Here is an 18,682-nt window from a genome sequence, read left to right as displayed (position 1 = left end):
CTCACATCTCAATACTAATTATTATTTTGCACCAAATGCAGTTTAAACACATAGTAGGGCAGGCGGCCATCAAACAACGGCTGATCAATTCGGTAAAAGAAGGCCGGGTTAGTCATGCACAATTGTTTTTGGGGCCAGAGGGGTCGGGTAGTTTGGCACTGGCGGTTGCCTATGCGCAATATTTATCTTGTTTAGATAAACAGGTTGATGATTCGTGCGGCGAATGTTCGTCATGCCGCAAATATCAAAAATTGATGCACCCCGATCTGCATTTTACCTATCCAACATTTGGTCTGCCAAAAGAAACGTCAATAGACTTTATCGAGAATTGGCGGCAAGCCTTTTTAGAGAACAACTATTTAAACCTGGATATATGGCGCGGTTATGTTGATGCAGGGAACAAGCAAGCAAATATTAATATTGCAGATTGCCATCAGATCATTAAAAGGTTAAGCTTTAAGCCGTTCGAGTCTGATTATAAAGTATTAATACTTTGGCTGCCTGAGTTTTTAGATAAACAGGGTAATGCCCTGCTTAAAATTATTGAAGAGCCACAACCCAACACCCTGTTTTTATTAGTGGCCCAAAATCAGGACCAGATATTAAACACCATCCTATCGCGTACGCAACTGATAAAAATACCGGCACTGGGTTACGAAGATATTAAGGCCGAATTAATGGGGCATCATCACCAAACAGAACATGCGGCCGCCGAAATTGCCTATTTAAGCAACGGCAATTTAACGGATGCGCTGGTCATGCTGCAGCAGGAAAATAAAAGCTACCACACCTTATTTGTGCAATGGCTGCGTTTGTGCTTTGCCAATAAAGGGATAGAGCTTGTGGGCTTTGTTGATCAGTTATCAAAAATGGGGCGCGAAAACCAAAAGAATTTTTTACGATACGGTATCAGTTTTATTCGGGAGTGTTGTTTGCTGATAGCCGGCGCAGGCGAACTTGTGCATTTACCGGCGGCCGAGTTGGAAACAGCGCAAAAACTGAGCGCGATAATGAGTATTTCTATGAACAACGCCATAGTTGCTGAGCTTGAAAAAGCGCATTATCACGTAGAAAGAAATGCAAACCCTAAAATTTTATTTTTAGATGTATCTTTACAAATTATAAGTTTTTTAAAAACTAAGTCAAGCCCGCAAGGGAATCAATATATAGCGAATTAATTATGGGATGTGGAAGTTGCTCAACGGGGGGCGGATGCTCGCCGGCAGGCTGCAAAAGTAATGGCTCATGCCTCACTAACGGATGCAGTAAATTAGATGTTTACGACTGGCTGTCGCACATGGATATGCCAGTAAATTATAAGCCATTTTCAATTGTCGAGATAAAATTTAAGGGTTCACGCAAAGAGTTCTATATAAATACCGATAATGTTTACCTGGAAAACGGCGACCTAGTTGTTGTTGAAGCCGCTACGGGCGGTTATGACATCGGCCATATATCATTAACCGGCGAGCTGGTTAGGATGCAATTGGTTAAACGCCGTGTAAAGGAGGAAGATGTTTTAAAGAAAATATATCGCCGGGCAACACCTGCCGATGTAGATAAATGGAAGGCCGCAAAAGATATGGAATGGGAAACCATGCATAGCGCGCGCAAGCTGGCCCTAAGCCTTAATCTATCCATGAAGCTAAGCGATGTGGATTACCAGGCCGATAAAAGCAAAGCTACTTTTTACTATACAGCCGAAGGTCGCGTTGATTTCAGGGAGTTGATCAAGAAGATGGCCGAAACCTTTCGCATTCGTATTGAGATGCGCCAGATAGGTATGCGCCAGGAAGCTAGCCGTTTAGGTGGCATTGGCTCATGCGGGCGCGAATTATGCTGCTCTACCTGGTTAACTGATTTTAAAACGGTTTCTACATCAGCAGCCCGTTATCAGAATCTATCTTTAAACACATTAAAACTGGCCGGCCAATGTGGTAAGTTAAAGTGCTGCTTAAATTATGAGCTGGACACTTACATGGATGCCTTAAAGCATATCCCCGAAAATGTAAATTACTTAAAGACCCTTAAAGGCGATGCCCGTTTACAAAAGACAGATATCTTTAAAAAACAGATGTGGTTTAGTTACCCCCGTGAGGAATCATGGATAGCGGTGCCGCTTGCACGGGTTAAAGAAATACAACAGATGAACAAAGATGGTGTATTGCCTGATGACCTGTTGGTATTTGTTGAGGTTGAAACCGAACCGATAAAAGCGCTGGATTACGAAAATGTTGTTGGTCAGGATAGCCTTACCCGTTTGGATGAACGCAATCGCAATAATAACAACAAAAAGAAAAACAAGAACCGCAACAAAAATAAGCCGAATCCAAATAATCCAAATGGTAACAGCAATCAGCCGCGCCCGGCAAATGTTGCAGGCCAGCCTAACAATAGTGGACAACCACGGCCACAGGGCCCAAGACCCGAGGGGGGAAACAATAACACAAACCCAGGGGCACAACCGCGTCCACAAGGCCCAAGGCCGGATGGGGGAAGCAACCCTAATCGAAACAGGAATCGTCCTAATAATAACAGAAACAAGCCCAATCGCCCGGACGGAAACCGTGGCGGCGGAGATGAACCACCAAAAGAGTAAGCAATGAAAAGTGCTTTAAAATACTTATTCCCCGCCCTGATGGTTTTAATATTGCTATCAGGGGCGGGTTGTACAGACCCAAATGCGGTTATTGATCAGAATGCCGAGATCGTTAACAACAATTGGGCGTATACCAATAAAATTAAATATTCGGTAAAAATAGATAATGAGCAGCAGGCTTATAACCTATACCTTAATTTAAGGGTAACCGGCGATTATAAGTACTCCAACATTTTTTTATTAATACATCAAACCAATCCCGATAAAAAAACAACTGCGGTGCGGTATGAGTTTAAACTGGCTAACCCCGATGGTGAATGGCTAGGGCAGGGATCGGGCAATTTGTATAGTTACCAAACACCCTTTCTGTTAAATTATAAATTCCCGACTAAAGGTACTTACACTTTCCAAATAGAACAAAACATGCGCGATAACCCATTGCATGAGGTGAGTGATGTTGGTTTGCGGGTGGAGACGGTTAAATAAATTCTTTATTAAACCCCGCTTTTGATTGTTTTTTCTTTAATGGCCCGCCAAATTAACCTTTAAGAAACAAATCAACAAATCGTATGTTTCATTAATTATTACTATTTTAGATAGCAATAATGTTTTCCCGCAAACCAAATTATTAACTAGTATTTAAACACGGGCGCTATTATAATAATTGATAGCTTGATTTTGAATATACACTCATGAACAATAAATCAAAAAGGGTTAGTGCTGAAAAACAGTCGAATGCCCTAAACAATCACTTAATCGAAAGAGTTCTTAAAAATTATGGGGCTTCTTCTAAGAATGATTTGTTTCGTCTGGTTATTGAACACCTGCCCGATCAAATTTATTTAAAAGACCCCACGGGACATTTTATAATGTGCAATACGCCCGTAGCCGTTAACGCCGGTTGTGCGATGCCCGAGGAAATGATAGGGAAAACAGATTTTGATTTTTATCCCGCCAGCGATGCAGAACGGTTTCATGAGGATGAACATGAGATTATGAGATCTTCTAATGCGTTGGTAAATCAAGAAGAACACTTTACAGACAAGAATACAAAAGAAATAAGATGGAACCTAACAACCAAAGTTCCAATAAAAAACGAGGTAGATAAAGTGATAGGATTACTGGGCATAAACCGCGACATCACCCAGATAAAAAAGGCCTTGTTAGAACGCGAAAATACCATGAAAGATTTATTGCAGCGCAATAAAGATCTCGAACAAGTTGCTTATGTTGTATCGCATAATTTAAGAGTGCCCGTTGCCAATATATTAGGTTTGTTAGAAATTGCGAGCCATGCAGGCACTATTGATGCTGAAGATTTAAAAACAGTATTCAAGAGCATTTCAAAATCGGCCAAAAAGCTTGATGCTATTATTCATGATCTTAACCATATCTTAGAGACTACCACCACGGTTGATGCCTCCCTGTAATTTATCCGCTATAAAAACATTAATAATTTACCGCATAGCTAATTTTTATTTACCTTCGTTTTGCTAATATTTTTATCAAAATGACTGTCGCTTTTTTATTCGCTTCCCTTGTAATACTTTTAATTGCCGTGTTTCTTTTTTTAAAGAAGCCAACCTCTGCTGATGGTATTTCGGCGGAAGAGTTTGCGCGATTGAAAAATGATAATGCAACGCTAAGCATAACTTTAGCTAAGGCCGAAGAGCGCGCATTAGGTTTGGGTTTAGAACGCGACAAAGCCGATAAACAGTTACAGGATGAGCGCGAGCGTTATGACACCGCTATCACTACATTAAACCAGGAACTGCTTACCGAAAAAAACCGTATGGCCAAAGCCGAGGAGCAATTTAAAGCACAACGCGAGCGACTGGGCGACCAGGAAAAAAGCATCCAGGAGATACAGCAAAAATTTCAGAAGGAGTTTGAGAACGTTGCCGAGAAACTCCTGAAAGAAAAATCAAAAGAGTTTATTGATGTTAACCGCACCAATTTAGATATCATCTTAAATCCGCTTAAAGAAAACCTGAAAGCGTTTGAAGATAAGGTGGACAAGGTATACAATATGGAAGCCGCCGAGCGTAATACCATGAAAGGGGTAATTACCCAGCTAATGGAGCTAAACAAACAAATTAGCGATGAGGCGCAAAATCTAACAAAAGCCCTAAAAGGTGATAATAAAAAGCAAGGCAACTGGGGCGAGGTTATTTTAGAACGTGTATTAGAACGCTCGGGCCTGGTGAAAGACCAGGAGTACCGCCTGCAAGCCAGTTTAACCGGCGTAGACGGCAGCCGTTTACAGCCCGATGTTATAATAGACCTGCCGGATGAAAAACACCTGATTATTGACTCTAAAGTGTCTTTAATAGCTTATGAGCGCTTGGTTAATTGTGAGACCGAGGACGATCGCAAGCTATTCTCGAAAGCGCATGTCGAATCTATCCGCAGCCATGTGCATGGTTTATCATCAAAAAACTACCATGATCTGTACCAGATTAACTCGCCGGATTTTGTGTTGTTGTTTATCCCGATCGAATCATCATTCAGTTTCGCGGTGCAGATAGATTCTGAATTATTTAGCGATGCCTGGGATAAGCGGGTGGTGATTGTTAGTCCGTCAACCTTACTGGCTACATTGCGCACCATTGCCAGTATCTGGAAACAAGAACGACAAAACCGTAACGTACTAGAAATTGCCCGTTTAAGCGGAGCCATGTATGATAAATTTGTGGGCTTTGTAAATGATATGGAAGGCATCGGCAAAAATATTAAACTAAGCCAGAATGCTTATGACAGTGCAATTAACAAGTTAACTGAGGGCAACGGCAACTTAACCAAGACAGCCGAGAAAATAAAGAGTTTGGGCGCTAAGGCTAATAAGCAGTTGGATCAAAAATATATTGAGATTGGCGATGATGAAGCGGTTGAATAGATTGGGTAGCCCCGATGGGGCAAAGACTTTTCTACTTATTTTCTACAAAGGTGTTAACCCTATACACCAACCATATATCTCAAGGCCTTTATTCTGCTGGCAATGCCGCCACGAAATCTAATAAAATATCTTGGTATTCATTACGGATAAACAGATCGATCCAATTTATAACCGCAAAGCTTATAAAAATACAATTTGTCCTGATCTCAGAATTTATATTTGGTACTCATTATTACTTAAAAGTACAGTACTTGTAGTTATAATGCAAGGCGGTTGGTTTGGTTGATTAAAAGTCACGAGTACGCCGCCCTCAAGCCACCGCTGCATACTCGCGCCAGGATGGGGTGAAAAGCAACTATTTTGCCACCCTGAAACCACTACGCTTCGAAATAAAAAAATTTGGATGAAGTGATGCTAACATACTTTCTTTGTAGTTGGCACCTATTTTTATGAAGAAATTGTTCTCTAAGATCACATAATCGCCATCAACCGAGTGGATCTTTGATTCGTTGACAAGATATGATTTGTGAATGCGCAAAAATGATGTGTTTGATAACTTTTGCTCCAACTCCTTCATGGTTAAATAAGTGACATATTTGCTTTTTTCGAGGTAAATGGTCACATAGTTTTGGCAAGCCTCAACATAAAAAACATCATCATGATTCAGACGGATCATCTTTCCTTTTGCTTCGCTTTGAATATAGAAATGTGGGGATAGGTCATTTTGGGGCGCCGGGTATTTGCCGGATCTTACTTTATTCAAAGCGCGGTTCAACTGCGTTAAACTTATTGGGCTAATCAGAAAATCGACAGCCTTATAGTTGAACGCCAGCACTGCATCTTCCTCAGATCGGGAGGTAATGATCAGTGAAGTGTGATTTGTTATTAATTCGGGCAGATTGCTTTGATGGGCCGCGCACACTTCAATATTTACGATCACAGCATCCGGAAATCGGTCTTTTCTAAGAATTTCTTCTAAAGCAATATTTGGGTTGTTTTGACTGCCGGCCAATATAAAATCTGTATGATGATGTAAATGGTTGGCTATGCTGTTCACTGCTGCGCTTTCTTCGATAACGTACAATGAAAATGTTTCCGTTTTGGCAAGGTGAGATATCATGACGGTAAAATTGGTTTAGGTGTTAGTCTTAGGGCTAAAACTAATCATTTTATACGGGTGTTTTTTAATAAAGTTACCTGGCAGATGAAATAAGCAAACATAATTTTTGAGGTTTGGTGTATGCAAAAAGCCATTTCGTCATGCCAAACCTTGTTCTTCATGTAATAAAATAAAAACGAATTTACATTTTAGTTAATATTGGATAACTAAAAATTAAAAACATGAAAAACTTAAACAGAACTATCAAAAAAGCTACTATGCCAAAACTGAGCCCTGTTACATCAGTAAACAGGAAATTTCTTTATAGCTTATGCGCTGCATTATTTTTGCTTACCTGTTCATTATCAACCAAAGCTCAAGACGGCACCCAAGCTGATCCTGATACTGTGACTTTAGGCTTCGAACATAAGGACCTGACTGCGTGTACTTCGTGTTCTCCTCTTATTAATAATTATGGGGATGCCACTCATTCCGGTACTGATAGGTGGATTAAGATAACTTTAATAGATGATGGTTACTTAACCATAAACGGTGGTACTTCTGATTTTGATAGCGTTTTCTATTTGCTTGGCTCCGACGAGAGCACCCTACTTACCTCCGGTGATGATGGCGCTGGCTCTGGGGATAACAATGACCACATTCACTTGCAACCCTTGATGCAATATTACGCGAGTGCCGGTACTTATTACTTAGTAGTAGACGGTACCGACAAATATATTGGATACCCGAGTAGTTGGACATCGACGAGTGGCACCGTAGGTATTTACCTTGCTCTTACTCACTTTTAATGTGAACTCCTAAAAAGGTTGATTGATGATACAAAAGTTGTTAAAAGATGCCGTCTCATAAGTCAATTATGAGGCGGTTTTTTGTTTTGATACTTTGATCGATATTAACACACAGCTATAACGATATCCCCCTCTGGCGTGAATATGCAGCGCTGGCCTTAGGGCGGCGTACCGTGACTTACCAAGAAGTTGACAGCTAAACGTTTCCCACCACAAAGTTTACGCTTTCGGTATCAATAAAACTATTTGCCCCCGGTGATTGGCCAGGTGGCTGGTGCGGCTCATTAAAACGTTAAGGCGGTTTCTATGCGGTTCTTTTTCAAAATCTTCTTCTGATACACTGGCGTGGCGTGTAAACCAATCCCCTGCCGGCAGGCTGTCAATATGTGCCGAAAATTTATTGTTAACTGCATGCCATTGCGCTCTTAATTGGCTAACCGGCGGAAGGTCGGCAATTGCTTTATCGGGCGCTTCAATAAAAACAGGACGAAGTTCGGGATATGATGGGTCTTCAAAACGAAGTAATGGCAATAATTGGTCGTGCACGGCAACTAAATGCCCTAATAAATAAATCCCGCGATTTTTTCCCGGAGATATTTCATTCAGCAACTCCTCGTCAGATATTTTATCCAATGTGTCATTGGTGAATTTAATTTGCTGGTTCCATCCGTCGACAGCCATTTTTACAAATACTTGTTGTTGATCCATTGCTCTTGGTTTTAGTGGTTAATATTTAATCAAATAAAACCTTTTGCAATGGGAGTTTTATCGGCATAAAGTAAACAAATTACCAAATATCACGCTAACGCTTGCGATGCTTCGCGCAAATACCCGATACGTCATAGCGAGCGAAGCGTGGCTATCTCTGCGCGCCAGGTCGCATGTTAACCTATTGTGTAGAGATCGCCACACTCGTGCCTCGTTCGCGATGACGGAATGGTGAGAGGGCCGGGTTAACGATGGCAGCGGATACCGGCCGCTTCGAGGACCTCAGCGCAGGCCGCGCCTAACGCCTCGTGCGCGTATGAGCGTACAGCGTGGGCCGTAGGCAACGCCAAATAGAAAGCTATAACTCTACATTTAACTAACCAAATTGGATGGGCTTGTAACATTTTAATCATGAGCCAATAAAGTGCTTGCATCCTAAATTAATTACTAATAAATTTACTTAATAGGTATTAAACGCTAATCAATATGGCTTCATACAAAATTTCTGTCAATAATAAGCTGGTTACTGTTGAGGCAGACGCTGATACGCCAATGCTCTGGGTATTGCGCGATCATTTAAATTTAGTGGGCACGAAGTTTGGTTGCGGTATTGCGCAATGCGGTGCCTGTACGGTGCATTTTAACGGGTTCGCTATGCGATCATGTCAATTACCGATATCCGAAGTTAAAGATTCGAAGATCACCACCATTGAGGGTTTAAGTACAGATGGTTCGCATCCCGTACAAAAAGCCTGGAGCGAAATGGATGTACCGCAATGCGGCTATTGCCAAACCGGGCAGATCATGGCGGCATCAGCTTTGCTAAAACAAAATCCACACCCAACAGATAATGATATAGATTTAGCTATGAACAATATATGTCGTTGCGGTACGCATTACCGTATACGTAAGGCCATACACTTAGCGGCAGAGAAAGGAGTAGCTGCAAGATGAGCAATCCCGATTTTTCAAGGCGCCACTTTTTAAAAGTAAGCGCTATAGCCGGTGGCGGTGTAATGTTTGGGTTCCATTTACTGGCGGATGCAAACCCGGCGCAGCATTTGGCAGATACCATATTTTCGCCCAATGCTTATGTGTCTATTGATTCGAAAGGGTTGATCACGTTAATGTCGCCTAACCCCGAGATAGGGCAGGGTGTAAAAACAGCGCTACCCATGATTTTGGCCGAGGAGCTGGATGTACAATGGGATAAAGTAGTGGTAGAGATGGCCCCGCTTGATCAAAGCAAATACGGGTCGCAAAACGCGGGTGGTAGTGGCGCCATACGCGGCAGATTTATGCCTATCCGCAACGCGGGGGCTACAGCCAGGCAAATGCTTATCACTGCCGCTGCCCAGCAATGGGGTGTTAATGAGGCTGATTGTTATGCCGAGAATGCTTTTATCATTCATAAACCAACCGGCAAAAAACTATCTTATGGCGAGCTTGCGGCAAAAGCTGCTGTACTGCCCGTGCCATCGACAGTAAAATTAAAAGACCCTAAAGATTTTAAAATAATAGGCACCCGGGTACATAATATTGATAACCATAAAATTATAACCGGGCAGCCACTATATGGCATTGACACCCGCCGTGAGGGGATGCTGTTCGCAATAGTGGCAAGGCCGCCGGCATTCGGCAAAACCTTTAAATCGTTCGATGATACCGAAACCCGTAAAGTTGCCGGTGTTAAAAACGTAGTGCAGGTACATAATGTGGTAGCTGTATTGGCAACATCCACATGGGCCGCTAAAAAAGGGCGTGATGTGCTTAAAGTTGTTTGGGAAGATACCAGCCCGCTGGAAAGCAGTACCGACCACATTGCTTCATTTACCGAACTGTTAAATAATAAAAGTGATAAGCCCGGCCGTAACGATGGTGACATTGACGCGGCTTTAAGCAACAGTAACTATAAAATAGTAGAGGCAGTTTACCAGGTGCCGGTATTGTCGCATGCCAATATGGAGCCGCTTAACTTTTTTGCCGATGTAAAAGGCGATAAGGTTGAGCTATATGGCCCAACCCAGGTGCCTGCCAATTTACGCGGCGCGGTTGCAAAAGCGCTAAACGTTCCGCAGGAAAATATTACGCTGGGCATGCCACGCCAAGGCGGTGGCTTTGGCCGTAAACTGCAAACAGATTATGGTGTTGAAGCGGCATTAATATCGCAAGCGGCAAAAGTACCGGTGCAATTGTTATGGATGCGCGAAGACGATATGCAAGGCGATTATTACCGCCCTGCCAGTATGTTTAAATACCAGGCAGCTATTGATCCGGCTAAAAACGAGATCGCGGCCTGGCATTTTAACGGAGCGGTATTAAGCGGCGGCTCGGCTGGTAAACCTGATGGTTTCCCGGCAGCAAGTATTGCTAATTATAGGGCGGATAATCATAGTCTGAAAACAAATATCCAAACCGGGCCGTGGCGCGCGCCCACATCAAACTCGGTAGCTTTTGCTGATGAGTGCTTTTTGGATGAACTGGCCCACCAAATGAAAAAAGACCCGATAGCGTTGCGATTGGAACTGATAGAAAAAGCTAAAAATCAACCCGCGGGTAAAGCAGCTAGTTATGATCCTGCAAAGTATAAAAGCGTTATAGACCTGGTTACGCAAATAAGCGGCTGGGGCAAACCGAAAAAGCCAAATGTGTACCAAGGCTTTGCCGCACATTTTTCGTTTAACACTTATGCGGCACATGTTGCCGAGGTAACTAAAATGAAGAATGGCAAACTACGGGTAACCAAAGTATATAGTGCTATAAACTGTGGCCGGGTAGTTAACCAAAGCGGTGCTGAAACCCAAGTGGAGGGCGCAATAATTGACGGGCTGAGCCACGCTTTATTCAGCAAGGTTACTTTTGATAAGGGAGCGGTTGAGCAAACCAATTTCCATACCTATAAATTTTTGCGGATGAAGGACGCGCCGATAGAGGTGATGGTAAAGTTTGTACAAACAGATGATGCCCCAACCGGCCTTGGCGAACCCGGATTACCGCCAATTGCCCCGGCAGTTGGTAACGCGGTTTTCGCGGCAACGGGAATAAGGTATAGGACATTGCCTTTTGAGTTTGAGAAAGCGTAGAGGTTAAGTGCTCAATATTTATGGCATGGTAATAGCAGCGGTTAATAAACGTTATTATACCATGAGCACCATACCACTGTTACCTAATTTTAATCTTGACAAATTTAAGGCCGATGTTAGGCAGGGCTTTAAAAATCTGGCCAAAGGCGGATTCAAAAATATTTACAGCCATATAGACCAGCTTGGCATTAAAAAAGGTGTAGATGAGTTGGGCATTAATAAATTTGTTAACCAATGCGCTCTGTTAGCAGCAGGCAGCGGTGCCATTGCGGGTGCCGGTGGACTGGCAATCATGCTAGTTGGTATTCCGCTTGATATGGCCAATCTTGTAACTCAGCAATTTAGGGTTACATTAGCCATAAATTATTACAAAACAGGTCGCTATGAATTGCGGTTTGAAGATTTCTTTAAGATTGTTGCGTCTTCGCTGAAAATAGACGCAGGCGTAACGGTGACTAAAAATGTTATGGAAGAAGTAGCTGAAAAGCTGCTCCTAAATCTCGGCTCTAAAACCGCCGAGCGACTGGTACCAATAGTAGGCGCTGTAATTGGTGGATCGGCCAATTATTTGTTTATAAAAAGGGTAGCTACGCAGTTAAAGAAAAATTGAAACGTGCCTTTCAAACAGTGCATAAAGAATTCAACCCTATATTCTATTAACGGAATTTTGGCATTAGTGTCCGGGCAACTACGCGTTTCTAAGCAGTTCTTCATAATCGGTCACGGTATCAATGTCAATACCGCCCTTTTCAAAAGGGACGGTCGCTACATCATCAGGATGGTTATTGATCACTTTTTTTGCACCTTCCTGGCCCTGTAATAAAAGCAGTTCGGTAAATAGGGCACGTTTAAATAAGGCAGGTACACCAAAGGTGTCTTTATAGGTGCAGGCAACTATGTTAGTCCCGGTTTGTTGTTTATATAGCAGGCTATCGATGATTGCCCGGTTAACAAAGGGCTGGTCGCATAGCATGATCATGGCTCCGGTTATGGTATTATCGTCTTTAATATAATTAATGCCCGCTCTTATAGACGATGCCATGCCCTGGGTCCAAGCGGTGTTATGAATGATTTGGATATCATTGCTTTTTATGCCGGGTTCAATCTTGTCGGCATTTGCACCCAGTACAACAATGACCGGGTTGCATTTAGATTTCAGGCCGCTCTCTATAGCCAACTCAATTAACGTTTTGCCTTTGTACAGTAAGGTTTGTTTAGGGAAACCCAACCTGCTTGATTCGCCTGCCGCGAGTATAATTAATGCAGTCATTTTATGGTGACTGATTGGAGTTGGGTAGAATGAATAGCAACCGGCTTGTATTTTAATGAAAACCCTTTACGGGCAGATAGCACCGCTTTTATCTCGGCTACGATAGATAATGCTATTTCTTCTGCTCCTTCCGACCCTATATCCAACCCCACCGGTCCATAAATGGTGTCCAGGTTTTCTTCAGTTATTTGGGTGCCGTGGTCTTCCAGTTCGGCAAGGATGCGCTGTAGTTTCTTTTTAGGACCGAGTATGCCAATATAGGGTAATTGTAAGGGTAGCAACTCTTTTAGCAATGCCAGTTCATAATTGTAATTATGTGTCATCAGCACAAAGACGGTCCATTCGTTCAATTCAAGGTGTGATAGTACTTGCTCAGGCTTTGCAACAATAACTTTTTTAGCTGATGGGAAGCGCTCGGGCAAAGCATAATTGTTCCTGCCATCAATAACCGTAATATCCCAACCCAAAACAGCAGCTATTTTGGTAAGCGGTATGGCATCATTGCCTGCACCAATTATCACCAGCGATATAACAGGTTTTACATGTTCAACAAAAGCGGTGTAAGCTACCTTGTCGGTATAAGTATGCGTTGCTGATCGCTGGGTTTTTAAAACGTTTGCTGCATCACTTTTTAAAGTATCAATGTAGGGTGCGTGGTCGATTCCGTTAGTAATAAGCCCACTTTCTGTTAAACATAAACAGGTGCCGGGTTGCGGCGCTTTCCTGTCATCAACAGAAAATAAAGTAACCAATACCGCGTGCCTGCGGTTGTTTAATATCGTCTTTAATAAAATGATGGGGTTTGTTGGATGATCAGATATTGGCTCGATCAATATATGGATTATGCCGTTACAGCCCAGGCCAACGCCAAGTTTGGCATCGTCGTCATCGGTAGTATCGTAAGTAACCAGCAGGGGTTCTTGCTGTAGTATCACTAATCGCGCCTTGCGTAAGGCATCGCCCTCTAAACAGCCACCGCTAATGGCGCCGGTAAGCTGACCATCCTCGGTAATTAACATGCGTGCCCCGGCACGGCGGTAGGCCGAGCCTTCCACTAACACCACAGTAGCCAAGGCGGTTTTTTTGCCTTGTTTATGTGCTGCGTCAAAAGCGGTTACGATGTCAATTATCTCTTTCATTTACTTAACAGCATGATGCCAATGTATAAATTTATGTATTATTTATGACTCACAGCCCATTCTTTTAAAAGCCTTATCGCATCATAAAGTACGCCAGCCTCACCCCTAAAATTGCCAGAGCCTTTTGGAGCGCCGGTTTGCACATCATACCATTCAAAAAAACCTTTGTTGGCAATAACACGGTCGGTCATTGGGGTTAGGTCGTTATAAGCCTCGGTAACCAGGTTATATTTTAACAGGCCCTCTATCATACGGCCTCCAAACCAGGTCCAGTCGCCGCCGTTTTGGTAAACGTATGGTGCCATGTTAGGATATTGTTCTTTTGGGTAAGGCGGATATACCGTGATGCCTATAGTAGCATATTTTTCTTTAGCTGCTGCTGCTACTATCTGCCGGTTAATTTCTATTACCTCTTTTTTGGTATTGAAGCCAGCTAAAATAGCGCAGATAGATCCACCGGTATATAAAATGTCCTCTTCTTTAAAATCTTTAGTGAAAGGGCCTCCATCCAAATAAATATGGGGTAAATACTTATTTGTTTTTGACTGCCATAAATATTTACGCACATTGGCTTTTAGATTAGTGGCAACTACATTCCAGTTTTTAGCGGTTTGATAGCTTCTAGGTTTAAAGGATAAAAAATCTTTAACGGCAATGGCAAACATGGCATTATCATAAATATCAATTGCCCATTTGGTTTTTTGATTGATAGCTACGCCCCAGCCGGTTTCGGGCTGTACATCGCCCCAATCAATAGTAGTGGCCCCGGTAACCAAACCATATTTAGCCGACCAACGATCTTTCATAATATAATTTAAGGCATCCTCTAACCGTTGGATAACCAATTTACCACCCACCTGTTCATTCAATATAGATGCATCGCCGGTAACATCAATATACTTTCTGATTGCTTGTATTAACGATGACTCCTGGTCGGTCTCCACCGTGTTTTTATGCGCGGCCCAGCCGGGTAACAGTTCGGAGTGGCGATAATTATAATTAACATTCGCCTTTTTTTCTTCTACCACGCCATCTACGATGTTACCATCCTCGCCTTGTATCTTAAAAAACATCAGCAGCATGTTTTTTACTTCTTCTTTTGGATGTGCTTTAAGCGACCCTTTAATAAAGGTGTTAAAATCGCGTATCCAAACTTCGTTATAAGAGTTACCTGCCGAAAAGCCACTAAGCAGTTTAATACCTGTTACCTGTACCGAGTCGAAGTTTTTATTGGTTAGAATAGACTGTGCAATAGTTTTGTCAACATTTGCCTGGGCGTTACTATTTAATTTTAATAAGCATACCAAAATGAAGCAACACAATAATGATTTATCCATAATATTTAAATAAGAAATTATAATTGGTTAGCAATAAACCGAGGATTACATTACCCGGTTTATAAATCTGTATTTAACGAAGATAATTAAGAAAAGGCGATTGTCAATTATTAATAACAGCAAGGGAAGCGTTAATAATACTGACTAGATCAACTGATGTTGTAAAATGGCAATTACCTGCGGAGTTAATAGCTTAACATTATGTTCAGTATATAAAGGTATCTCCAGTAAATCACCTGCGCTTAAGGTGTAGGTATGCTGCCCTATGGTACAAACGCATTGGCCCTTCAGTATAAGAAAGCTTTCCATAATATCGCTATGTGATTCTTCCGGGACATCTACTTGGGTAACTATTAATGTTTGCTCGATATTATCATTGTGGCGCAACGGATATGCAAAAAAATCGCCAATAGATTCATTAGGTATCAAATGCTCAATAGCTTGCAACCAGGTTTGGTAGTTGGAGTATTTGCTTATAGCTGGCAGATTATCTAGTGTAATAGCCTGGTCGTTGGTCGTAATTAGATTTGCTATTTGCTGCTTTAGTTCGGCTTTAGGTGTGATGGCATTATTTAACGCAAGGCGTTGCATAGCCAATTCAATCTCTTCCAGGTCTTTTTTAACTTCAGGATATAAAGCGCTCATGGCCAACACTGCTTCCTGTTCGCTCGGAGTGAGTAAACCAAGGCAATATTGTTCTAAAATGCCGCTGTTTATATATTCCTGTATTTGCATTATTTTAATGAAATATATTTAATAGCAATTGTAAATAAACAGTTTTTAACGGAGCGGTGACTCATTAATTATCGACATTTTTTGTAGGGACTTTTAGGATACTAACAAATGTATCAAAAGTTTACTACTTGTATATACGTGTATTTTGTTCATCCGGTTTTATTGGAATAAAAAAAACAACAGATTAAATAAATATCTTAGCAGTAATTTAAACGTTATGTATTTTATAATTTCAAAAATCCTGCTATTTATATTGCTGCCACTTTACTGGATAATAGCTTTACTAGTTATAGCGCTAATTAGTAAAAATCCTAAAAGGAAAAAGAAATTTTTACTGGCTGCTATAATTGTTTGTTATTTATTTACTACCCCCTTTTTTCTAAAAGCCTTTGAAAAAGCATGGGATATAGAACCGTACCCTGCTAACGACAGTAAAAAATATAGCTGCGTAATAGTATTGGGCGGGTTTTCTTCGAGTGGTAAGTTCGCTGGTGGGTATTTTAATTCGGCTGCCGACAGGTTTATACAGGGGGTTAAATTAATGGATACTAAACAAGCATCGCATATATTAATAAGTGGTGGAAACGGCTCATTGCTACCGGGTGGGTTTAGAGAAGCTGACTGGGTTAAAACGCAATTAACCCAATTCAATATTCCAGATAGTTTGATTTTGATTGAAAGCAACTCTAAAAACACCATAGAGAATGCACAGTTTTCTAAAACACTGTTAGAAAAATCTCATTTGCCCCCACCTTATTTATTGGTAACCTCGGCATTCCACATGCGTAGATCGTTAATGATATTTAAAAAGGCAGGTATAAATGTAGTTCCTTATCCAAGTAATTATCTTGGATCTGAGGTAAACTTTGCGCTAAATAACTTTTTACCCGAAGCAAATACTTTATCTAATTGGGAATATTATACCAAAGAAGTAGTAGGCTATGTAGTTAACTATTTTAAAAAATAAGCATACGGTATGTGCCGTATGCTTATTTAATTATTATGCCAGTTCAGGAATGGCCTCGCCGCTAAACGGATCTATACGTTTGAGTTTAAAATGAGTTACCGGATTTACTACCAGCGGTATTTTTTCAACATGTGTTTCGCTGGTATCCAGGCCAAAGGTCTTGGCATCTGATTGTGCCAGTTTTTTAATGCTGAAATAACTATTTAATATAAAGCCTTCGGCAACGCTAAATACGTTATTGTATGACAGGAATTTCTCTAATATCACAAACCTAAAGTCAGACACAACTTTAAATTTATTTAATGATTCATACTTGCTGATGATGTCTAATTCTTTTCGATTCAACATATCTTCAATTACTTTTCTAAACAGCACGTTAACCCGTGGTTGTATCCTAAAGCCCAATCTAAAATCTACTCTAATTATCTTTCCCTTTTCAACCTGATCCACGCTGTACTCCATGGTATAGGGTTCATCAGTAGTATCAATATGGATAAACCAGTAGGTGTCGGCGCGTTTTGGGCTTCGGCTCATTATGGAGTAGATGATCTTTTCTTCTATCTGCCTGCTATTGTTGGCTTTGGTTAAATAAATAAGCTGGCCGGCATATTTGGCAACAGATTGATCGGCGCGTAATGCGTTAAGCAACGGTATTTGAGTTTTAAGGTCGACAAAGTTTAAGAACCGGTTATTTATTTTGCGGGCCTTATACCAAATGTACATGGTAAAGATCAACCCAAACTCAAACACCAGGAAGAACAATCTTTTAACAATTTTTACCGCGTTTACTACAAAAAAGCTAAACTCGACCGTTAAAAACACGCATAAAATTATGGTAACTAACCATACCGGCCAATGCTTTACATAACGCATAAAGTAATACATTAAAATAGTAGTCATGAGCATGGCTATGGTGATAGAAAAGCCGTAAGCGGCTGTCATGTGCTCAACCGTGCGGAAATACAGGGTTACCGCTATACATCCAAAGCATAATATCCAGTTTATGCTGGGTATATAAATTTGCCCGCGAATATTTGACGGGTATTTGATGGTGATACGTGGCCAAAAGTTCATACTAACGGCTTCGCTTATCAGCGTAAACGAACCGCTTATTAAAGCCTGGCTGGCAATAATAGTAGCCAATGTTGCTAAAGCCACACATGGTACCATTAGTAAATGCTGATAAGGCACAATTTGATAGAATGGGTTTAGTAAGCTAAAATTTGTGTTTGCCGGCTGCTGTAAAACCCATGCTCCTTGTCCAAAATAGTTTAATAGTAATGCTGTTTTAACAAATATCCAGCTAACTTGTATGTTTTTGCGTCCGCAATGGCCAAGATCAGAGTATAGCGCTTCGGCACCCGTTGTACATAAAAATACTGCGCCTAATAACCAAAACCCTTTGGGATGGTCCATTAATAAACGCGCGCCATAATAAGGATTAATAGCTTTAAATATGCCCGGATCATGTGCCACCTGTAAAGCGCCTAATACACCTATGGTTAAAAACCAAACCAGCATAACGGGCCCGAATGAAATGCCAACAACCTTAGTGCCGAATTGCTGAAAGAAGAACAGCAACAGCATAATACCGGTAACAATACCCATAATAAGCCAACTGCCCGGTATGAACGATGATGCCAACGAAGGTACGTTGCTCAAACCCTCAATTGCTGATGTAACTGATACCGGTGGTGTAATAATACCATCAGCCAATAAAGTGCCCGCACCAATTATGGCCGGTATGGCCAGCCATTTACCGTAGCGGCGTACAAGAGCGTATAAAGAAAATATACCACCCTCGCCTTTATTGTCGGCTTGTAGGGTAATGAAAATGTATTTAAAGGTAGTTTGCAGGGTAAGGGTCCAGAATATGCAGGAAAGTGAACCCAGCACCAACGCCGGGTTTACTTTGCCGCCCTCTATTAACAAGGTTTGAAAAACATATAGGGGCGATGTGCCTATATCGCCAAAAATAATTCCGAGGGTTATTAGTACGCCTGCTGCCGAGACAGTTTTAAGATGAGAAGTCATTATTGT

18 protein-coding genes are annotated in these 18,682 nt (G+C 41.5%); 10 read left to right on the top strand and 8 right to left on the bottom strand.

Translation table 11 applies throughout. From position 1 onward, the window contains the following. The first annotated feature begins 35 nt into the window (after nucleotides 1-35). From JWQ34_RS00690 to rmuC, 5 genes are all read left to right on the top strand, one after another. Complete coding sequence (locus JWQ34_RS00690) at nucleotides 36-1,178, top strand: hypothetical protein (RefSeq protein ID WP_299352444.1); 1,143 nt, start codon at nucleotides 36-38, stop codon at nucleotides 1,176-1,178. Between the two features lie 2 nt (nucleotides 1,179-1,180). Continuing rightward, nucleotides 1,181-2,599 carry a regulatory iron-sulfur-containing complex subunit RicT gene (ricT, locus tag JWQ34_RS00685; RefSeq protein WP_299352441.1) on the top strand — a complete coding sequence of 473 codons (1,419 nt, stop codon included), beginning with the start codon at nucleotides 1,181-1,183 and terminating at the stop codon, nucleotides 2,597-2,599. A 3-nt stretch (nucleotides 2,600-2,602) separates the two neighbouring features. Further along, on the top strand, nucleotides 2,603-3,085 hold the full coding sequence (locus tag JWQ34_RS00680) for a gliding motility lipoprotein GldH (RefSeq protein WP_299352438.1): 483 nt from the start codon (nucleotides 2,603-2,605) through the stop codon (nucleotides 3,083-3,085). A gap of 206 nt (nucleotides 3,086-3,291) precedes the next feature. Then, nucleotides 3,292-4,029, top strand: a complete 738-nt coding sequence (locus tag JWQ34_RS00675) for a PAS domain-containing protein (RefSeq protein WP_299352435.1) — start codon at nucleotides 3,292-3,294, stop codon at nucleotides 4,027-4,029. An 80-nt stretch (nucleotides 4,030-4,109) separates the two neighbouring features. Then, the gene (gene rmuC / locus JWQ34_RS00670; RefSeq protein WP_299352432.1) at nucleotides 4,110-5,495 is read left to right on the top strand and encodes a DNA recombination protein RmuC; all 1,386 of its coding nucleotides are present in this window, start codon (nucleotides 4,110-4,112) and stop codon (nucleotides 5,493-5,495) included. 355 nt (nucleotides 5,496-5,850) lie between these two features. On the opposite strand, the gene JWQ34_RS00665 is transcribed toward rmuC, so the two are convergent. Continuing rightward, entirely contained in the window at nucleotides 5,851-6,615 is a 765-nt protein-coding gene (locus JWQ34_RS00665; protein ID WP_299352429.1) for a DNA-binding response regulator, read from the bottom strand. Between the two features lie 221 nt (nucleotides 6,616-6,836). Between JWQ34_RS00665 and JWQ34_RS00660 the strand changes: the two genes are divergently transcribed. Next, nucleotides 6,837-7,403, top strand: coding sequence for a hypothetical protein (locus JWQ34_RS00660; protein WP_299352426.1), 567 nt, complete (start codon nucleotides 6,837-6,839; stop codon nucleotides 7,401-7,403). Nucleotides 7,404-7,622: 219 nt separating this feature from the next. Here JWQ34_RS00660 and JWQ34_RS00655 read toward each other — a convergent pair whose 3' ends face one another. Both JWQ34_RS00655 and JWQ34_RS00650 read right to left on the bottom strand, forming a co-directional pair. Next, nucleotides 7,623-8,111 (bottom strand): DinB family protein, encoded by a 489-nt coding sequence (locus tag JWQ34_RS00655; protein WP_299352423.1) that lies wholly within the window; start codon nucleotides 8,109-8,111, stop codon nucleotides 7,623-7,625. Between the two features lie 245 nt (nucleotides 8,112-8,356). Further along, the gene (locus tag JWQ34_RS00650; RefSeq protein WP_299352420.1) at nucleotides 8,357-8,524 is read right to left on the bottom strand and encodes a hypothetical protein; all 168 of its coding nucleotides are present in this window, start codon (nucleotides 8,522-8,524) and stop codon (nucleotides 8,357-8,359) included. 73 nt (nucleotides 8,525-8,597) lie between these two features. On the opposite strand from JWQ34_RS00650, the gene JWQ34_RS00645 reads away from it, so the two are divergent. The 3 genes from JWQ34_RS00645 (at nucleotide 8,598) to JWQ34_RS00635 (ending at nucleotide 11,804) form a co-directional block, all read left to right on the top strand. Further along, complete coding sequence (locus JWQ34_RS00645) at nucleotides 8,598-9,065, top strand: (2Fe-2S)-binding protein (protein WP_299352417.1); 468 nt, start codon at nucleotides 8,598-8,600, stop codon at nucleotides 9,063-9,065. Next, the gene (locus tag JWQ34_RS00640) at nucleotides 9,062-11,194 is read left to right on the top strand and encodes a molybdopterin cofactor-binding domain-containing protein (protein ID WP_299352414.1); all 2,133 of its coding nucleotides are present in this window, start codon (nucleotides 9,062-9,064) and stop codon (nucleotides 11,192-11,194) included. The genes JWQ34_RS00645 and JWQ34_RS00640 overlap by 4 nt, the downstream gene beginning before the upstream one ends. A 61-nt stretch (nucleotides 11,195-11,255) precedes the next feature. Beyond that, complete coding sequence (locus JWQ34_RS00635; protein ID WP_299352412.1) at nucleotides 11,256-11,804, top strand: hypothetical protein; 549 nt, start codon at nucleotides 11,256-11,258, stop codon at nucleotides 11,802-11,804. Nucleotides 11,805-11,882: 78 nt separating this feature from the next. Here the strand turns inward: JWQ34_RS00635 and JWQ34_RS00630 are convergent, their stop codons facing one another. The 4 genes from JWQ34_RS00630 to JWQ34_RS00615 all read right to left on the bottom strand — a co-directional run bounded on the left by JWQ34_RS00630 (nucleotide 11,883) and on the right by JWQ34_RS00615 (nucleotide 15,675). Next, entirely contained in the window at nucleotides 11,883-12,464 is a 582-nt protein-coding gene (locus JWQ34_RS00630) for a nucleotidyltransferase family protein (protein ID WP_299352409.1), read from the bottom strand. Further along, a complete protein-coding gene (locus JWQ34_RS00625; protein ID WP_299352406.1) occupies nucleotides 12,461-13,603 on the bottom strand; it encodes an XdhC family protein in 1,143 nt (380 codons plus the stop codon). Before JWQ34_RS00625 ends, JWQ34_RS00630 begins: the two co-directional genes overlap by 4 nt. A gap of 38 nt (nucleotides 13,604-13,641) precedes the next feature. After that, on the bottom strand, nucleotides 13,642-14,940 hold the full coding sequence (locus JWQ34_RS00620) for a hypothetical protein (protein ID WP_299352403.1): 1,299 nt from the start codon (nucleotides 14,938-14,940) through the stop codon (nucleotides 13,642-13,644). A gap of 144 nt (nucleotides 14,941-15,084) precedes the next feature. Next, complete coding sequence (locus JWQ34_RS00615) at nucleotides 15,085-15,675, bottom strand: cupin domain-containing protein (RefSeq protein ID WP_299352400.1); 591 nt, start codon at nucleotides 15,673-15,675, stop codon at nucleotides 15,085-15,087. Between the two features lie 217 nt (nucleotides 15,676-15,892). On the opposite strand from JWQ34_RS00615, the gene JWQ34_RS00610 reads away from it, so the two are divergent. Continuing rightward, nucleotides 15,893-16,642 carry a YdcF family protein gene (locus JWQ34_RS00610; protein WP_299352397.1) on the top strand — a complete coding sequence of 250 codons (750 nt, stop codon included), beginning with the start codon at nucleotides 15,893-15,895 and terminating at the stop codon, nucleotides 16,640-16,642. A gap of 33 nt (nucleotides 16,643-16,675) precedes the next feature. On the opposite strand, the gene JWQ34_RS00605 is transcribed toward JWQ34_RS00610, so the two are convergent. Continuing rightward, nucleotides 16,676-18,676 (bottom strand): KUP/HAK/KT family potassium transporter, encoded by a 2,001-nt coding sequence (locus JWQ34_RS00605; protein WP_299352394.1) that lies wholly within the window; start codon nucleotides 18,674-18,676, stop codon nucleotides 16,676-16,678. Nucleotides 18,677-18,682: the final 6 nt, after the last annotated feature.

The sequence above is a fragment of the Mucilaginibacter sp. genome, from assembly GCF_028288185.1.
In the GTDB taxonomy this organism is placed as follows: Bacteria; Bacteroidota; Bacteroidia; order Sphingobacteriales; family Sphingobacteriaceae; genus Mucilaginibacter.
The sequence above is the reverse complement of the archived record's forward strand: the minus strand, read 5'-3'. Positions and strand labels throughout refer to the sequence as shown.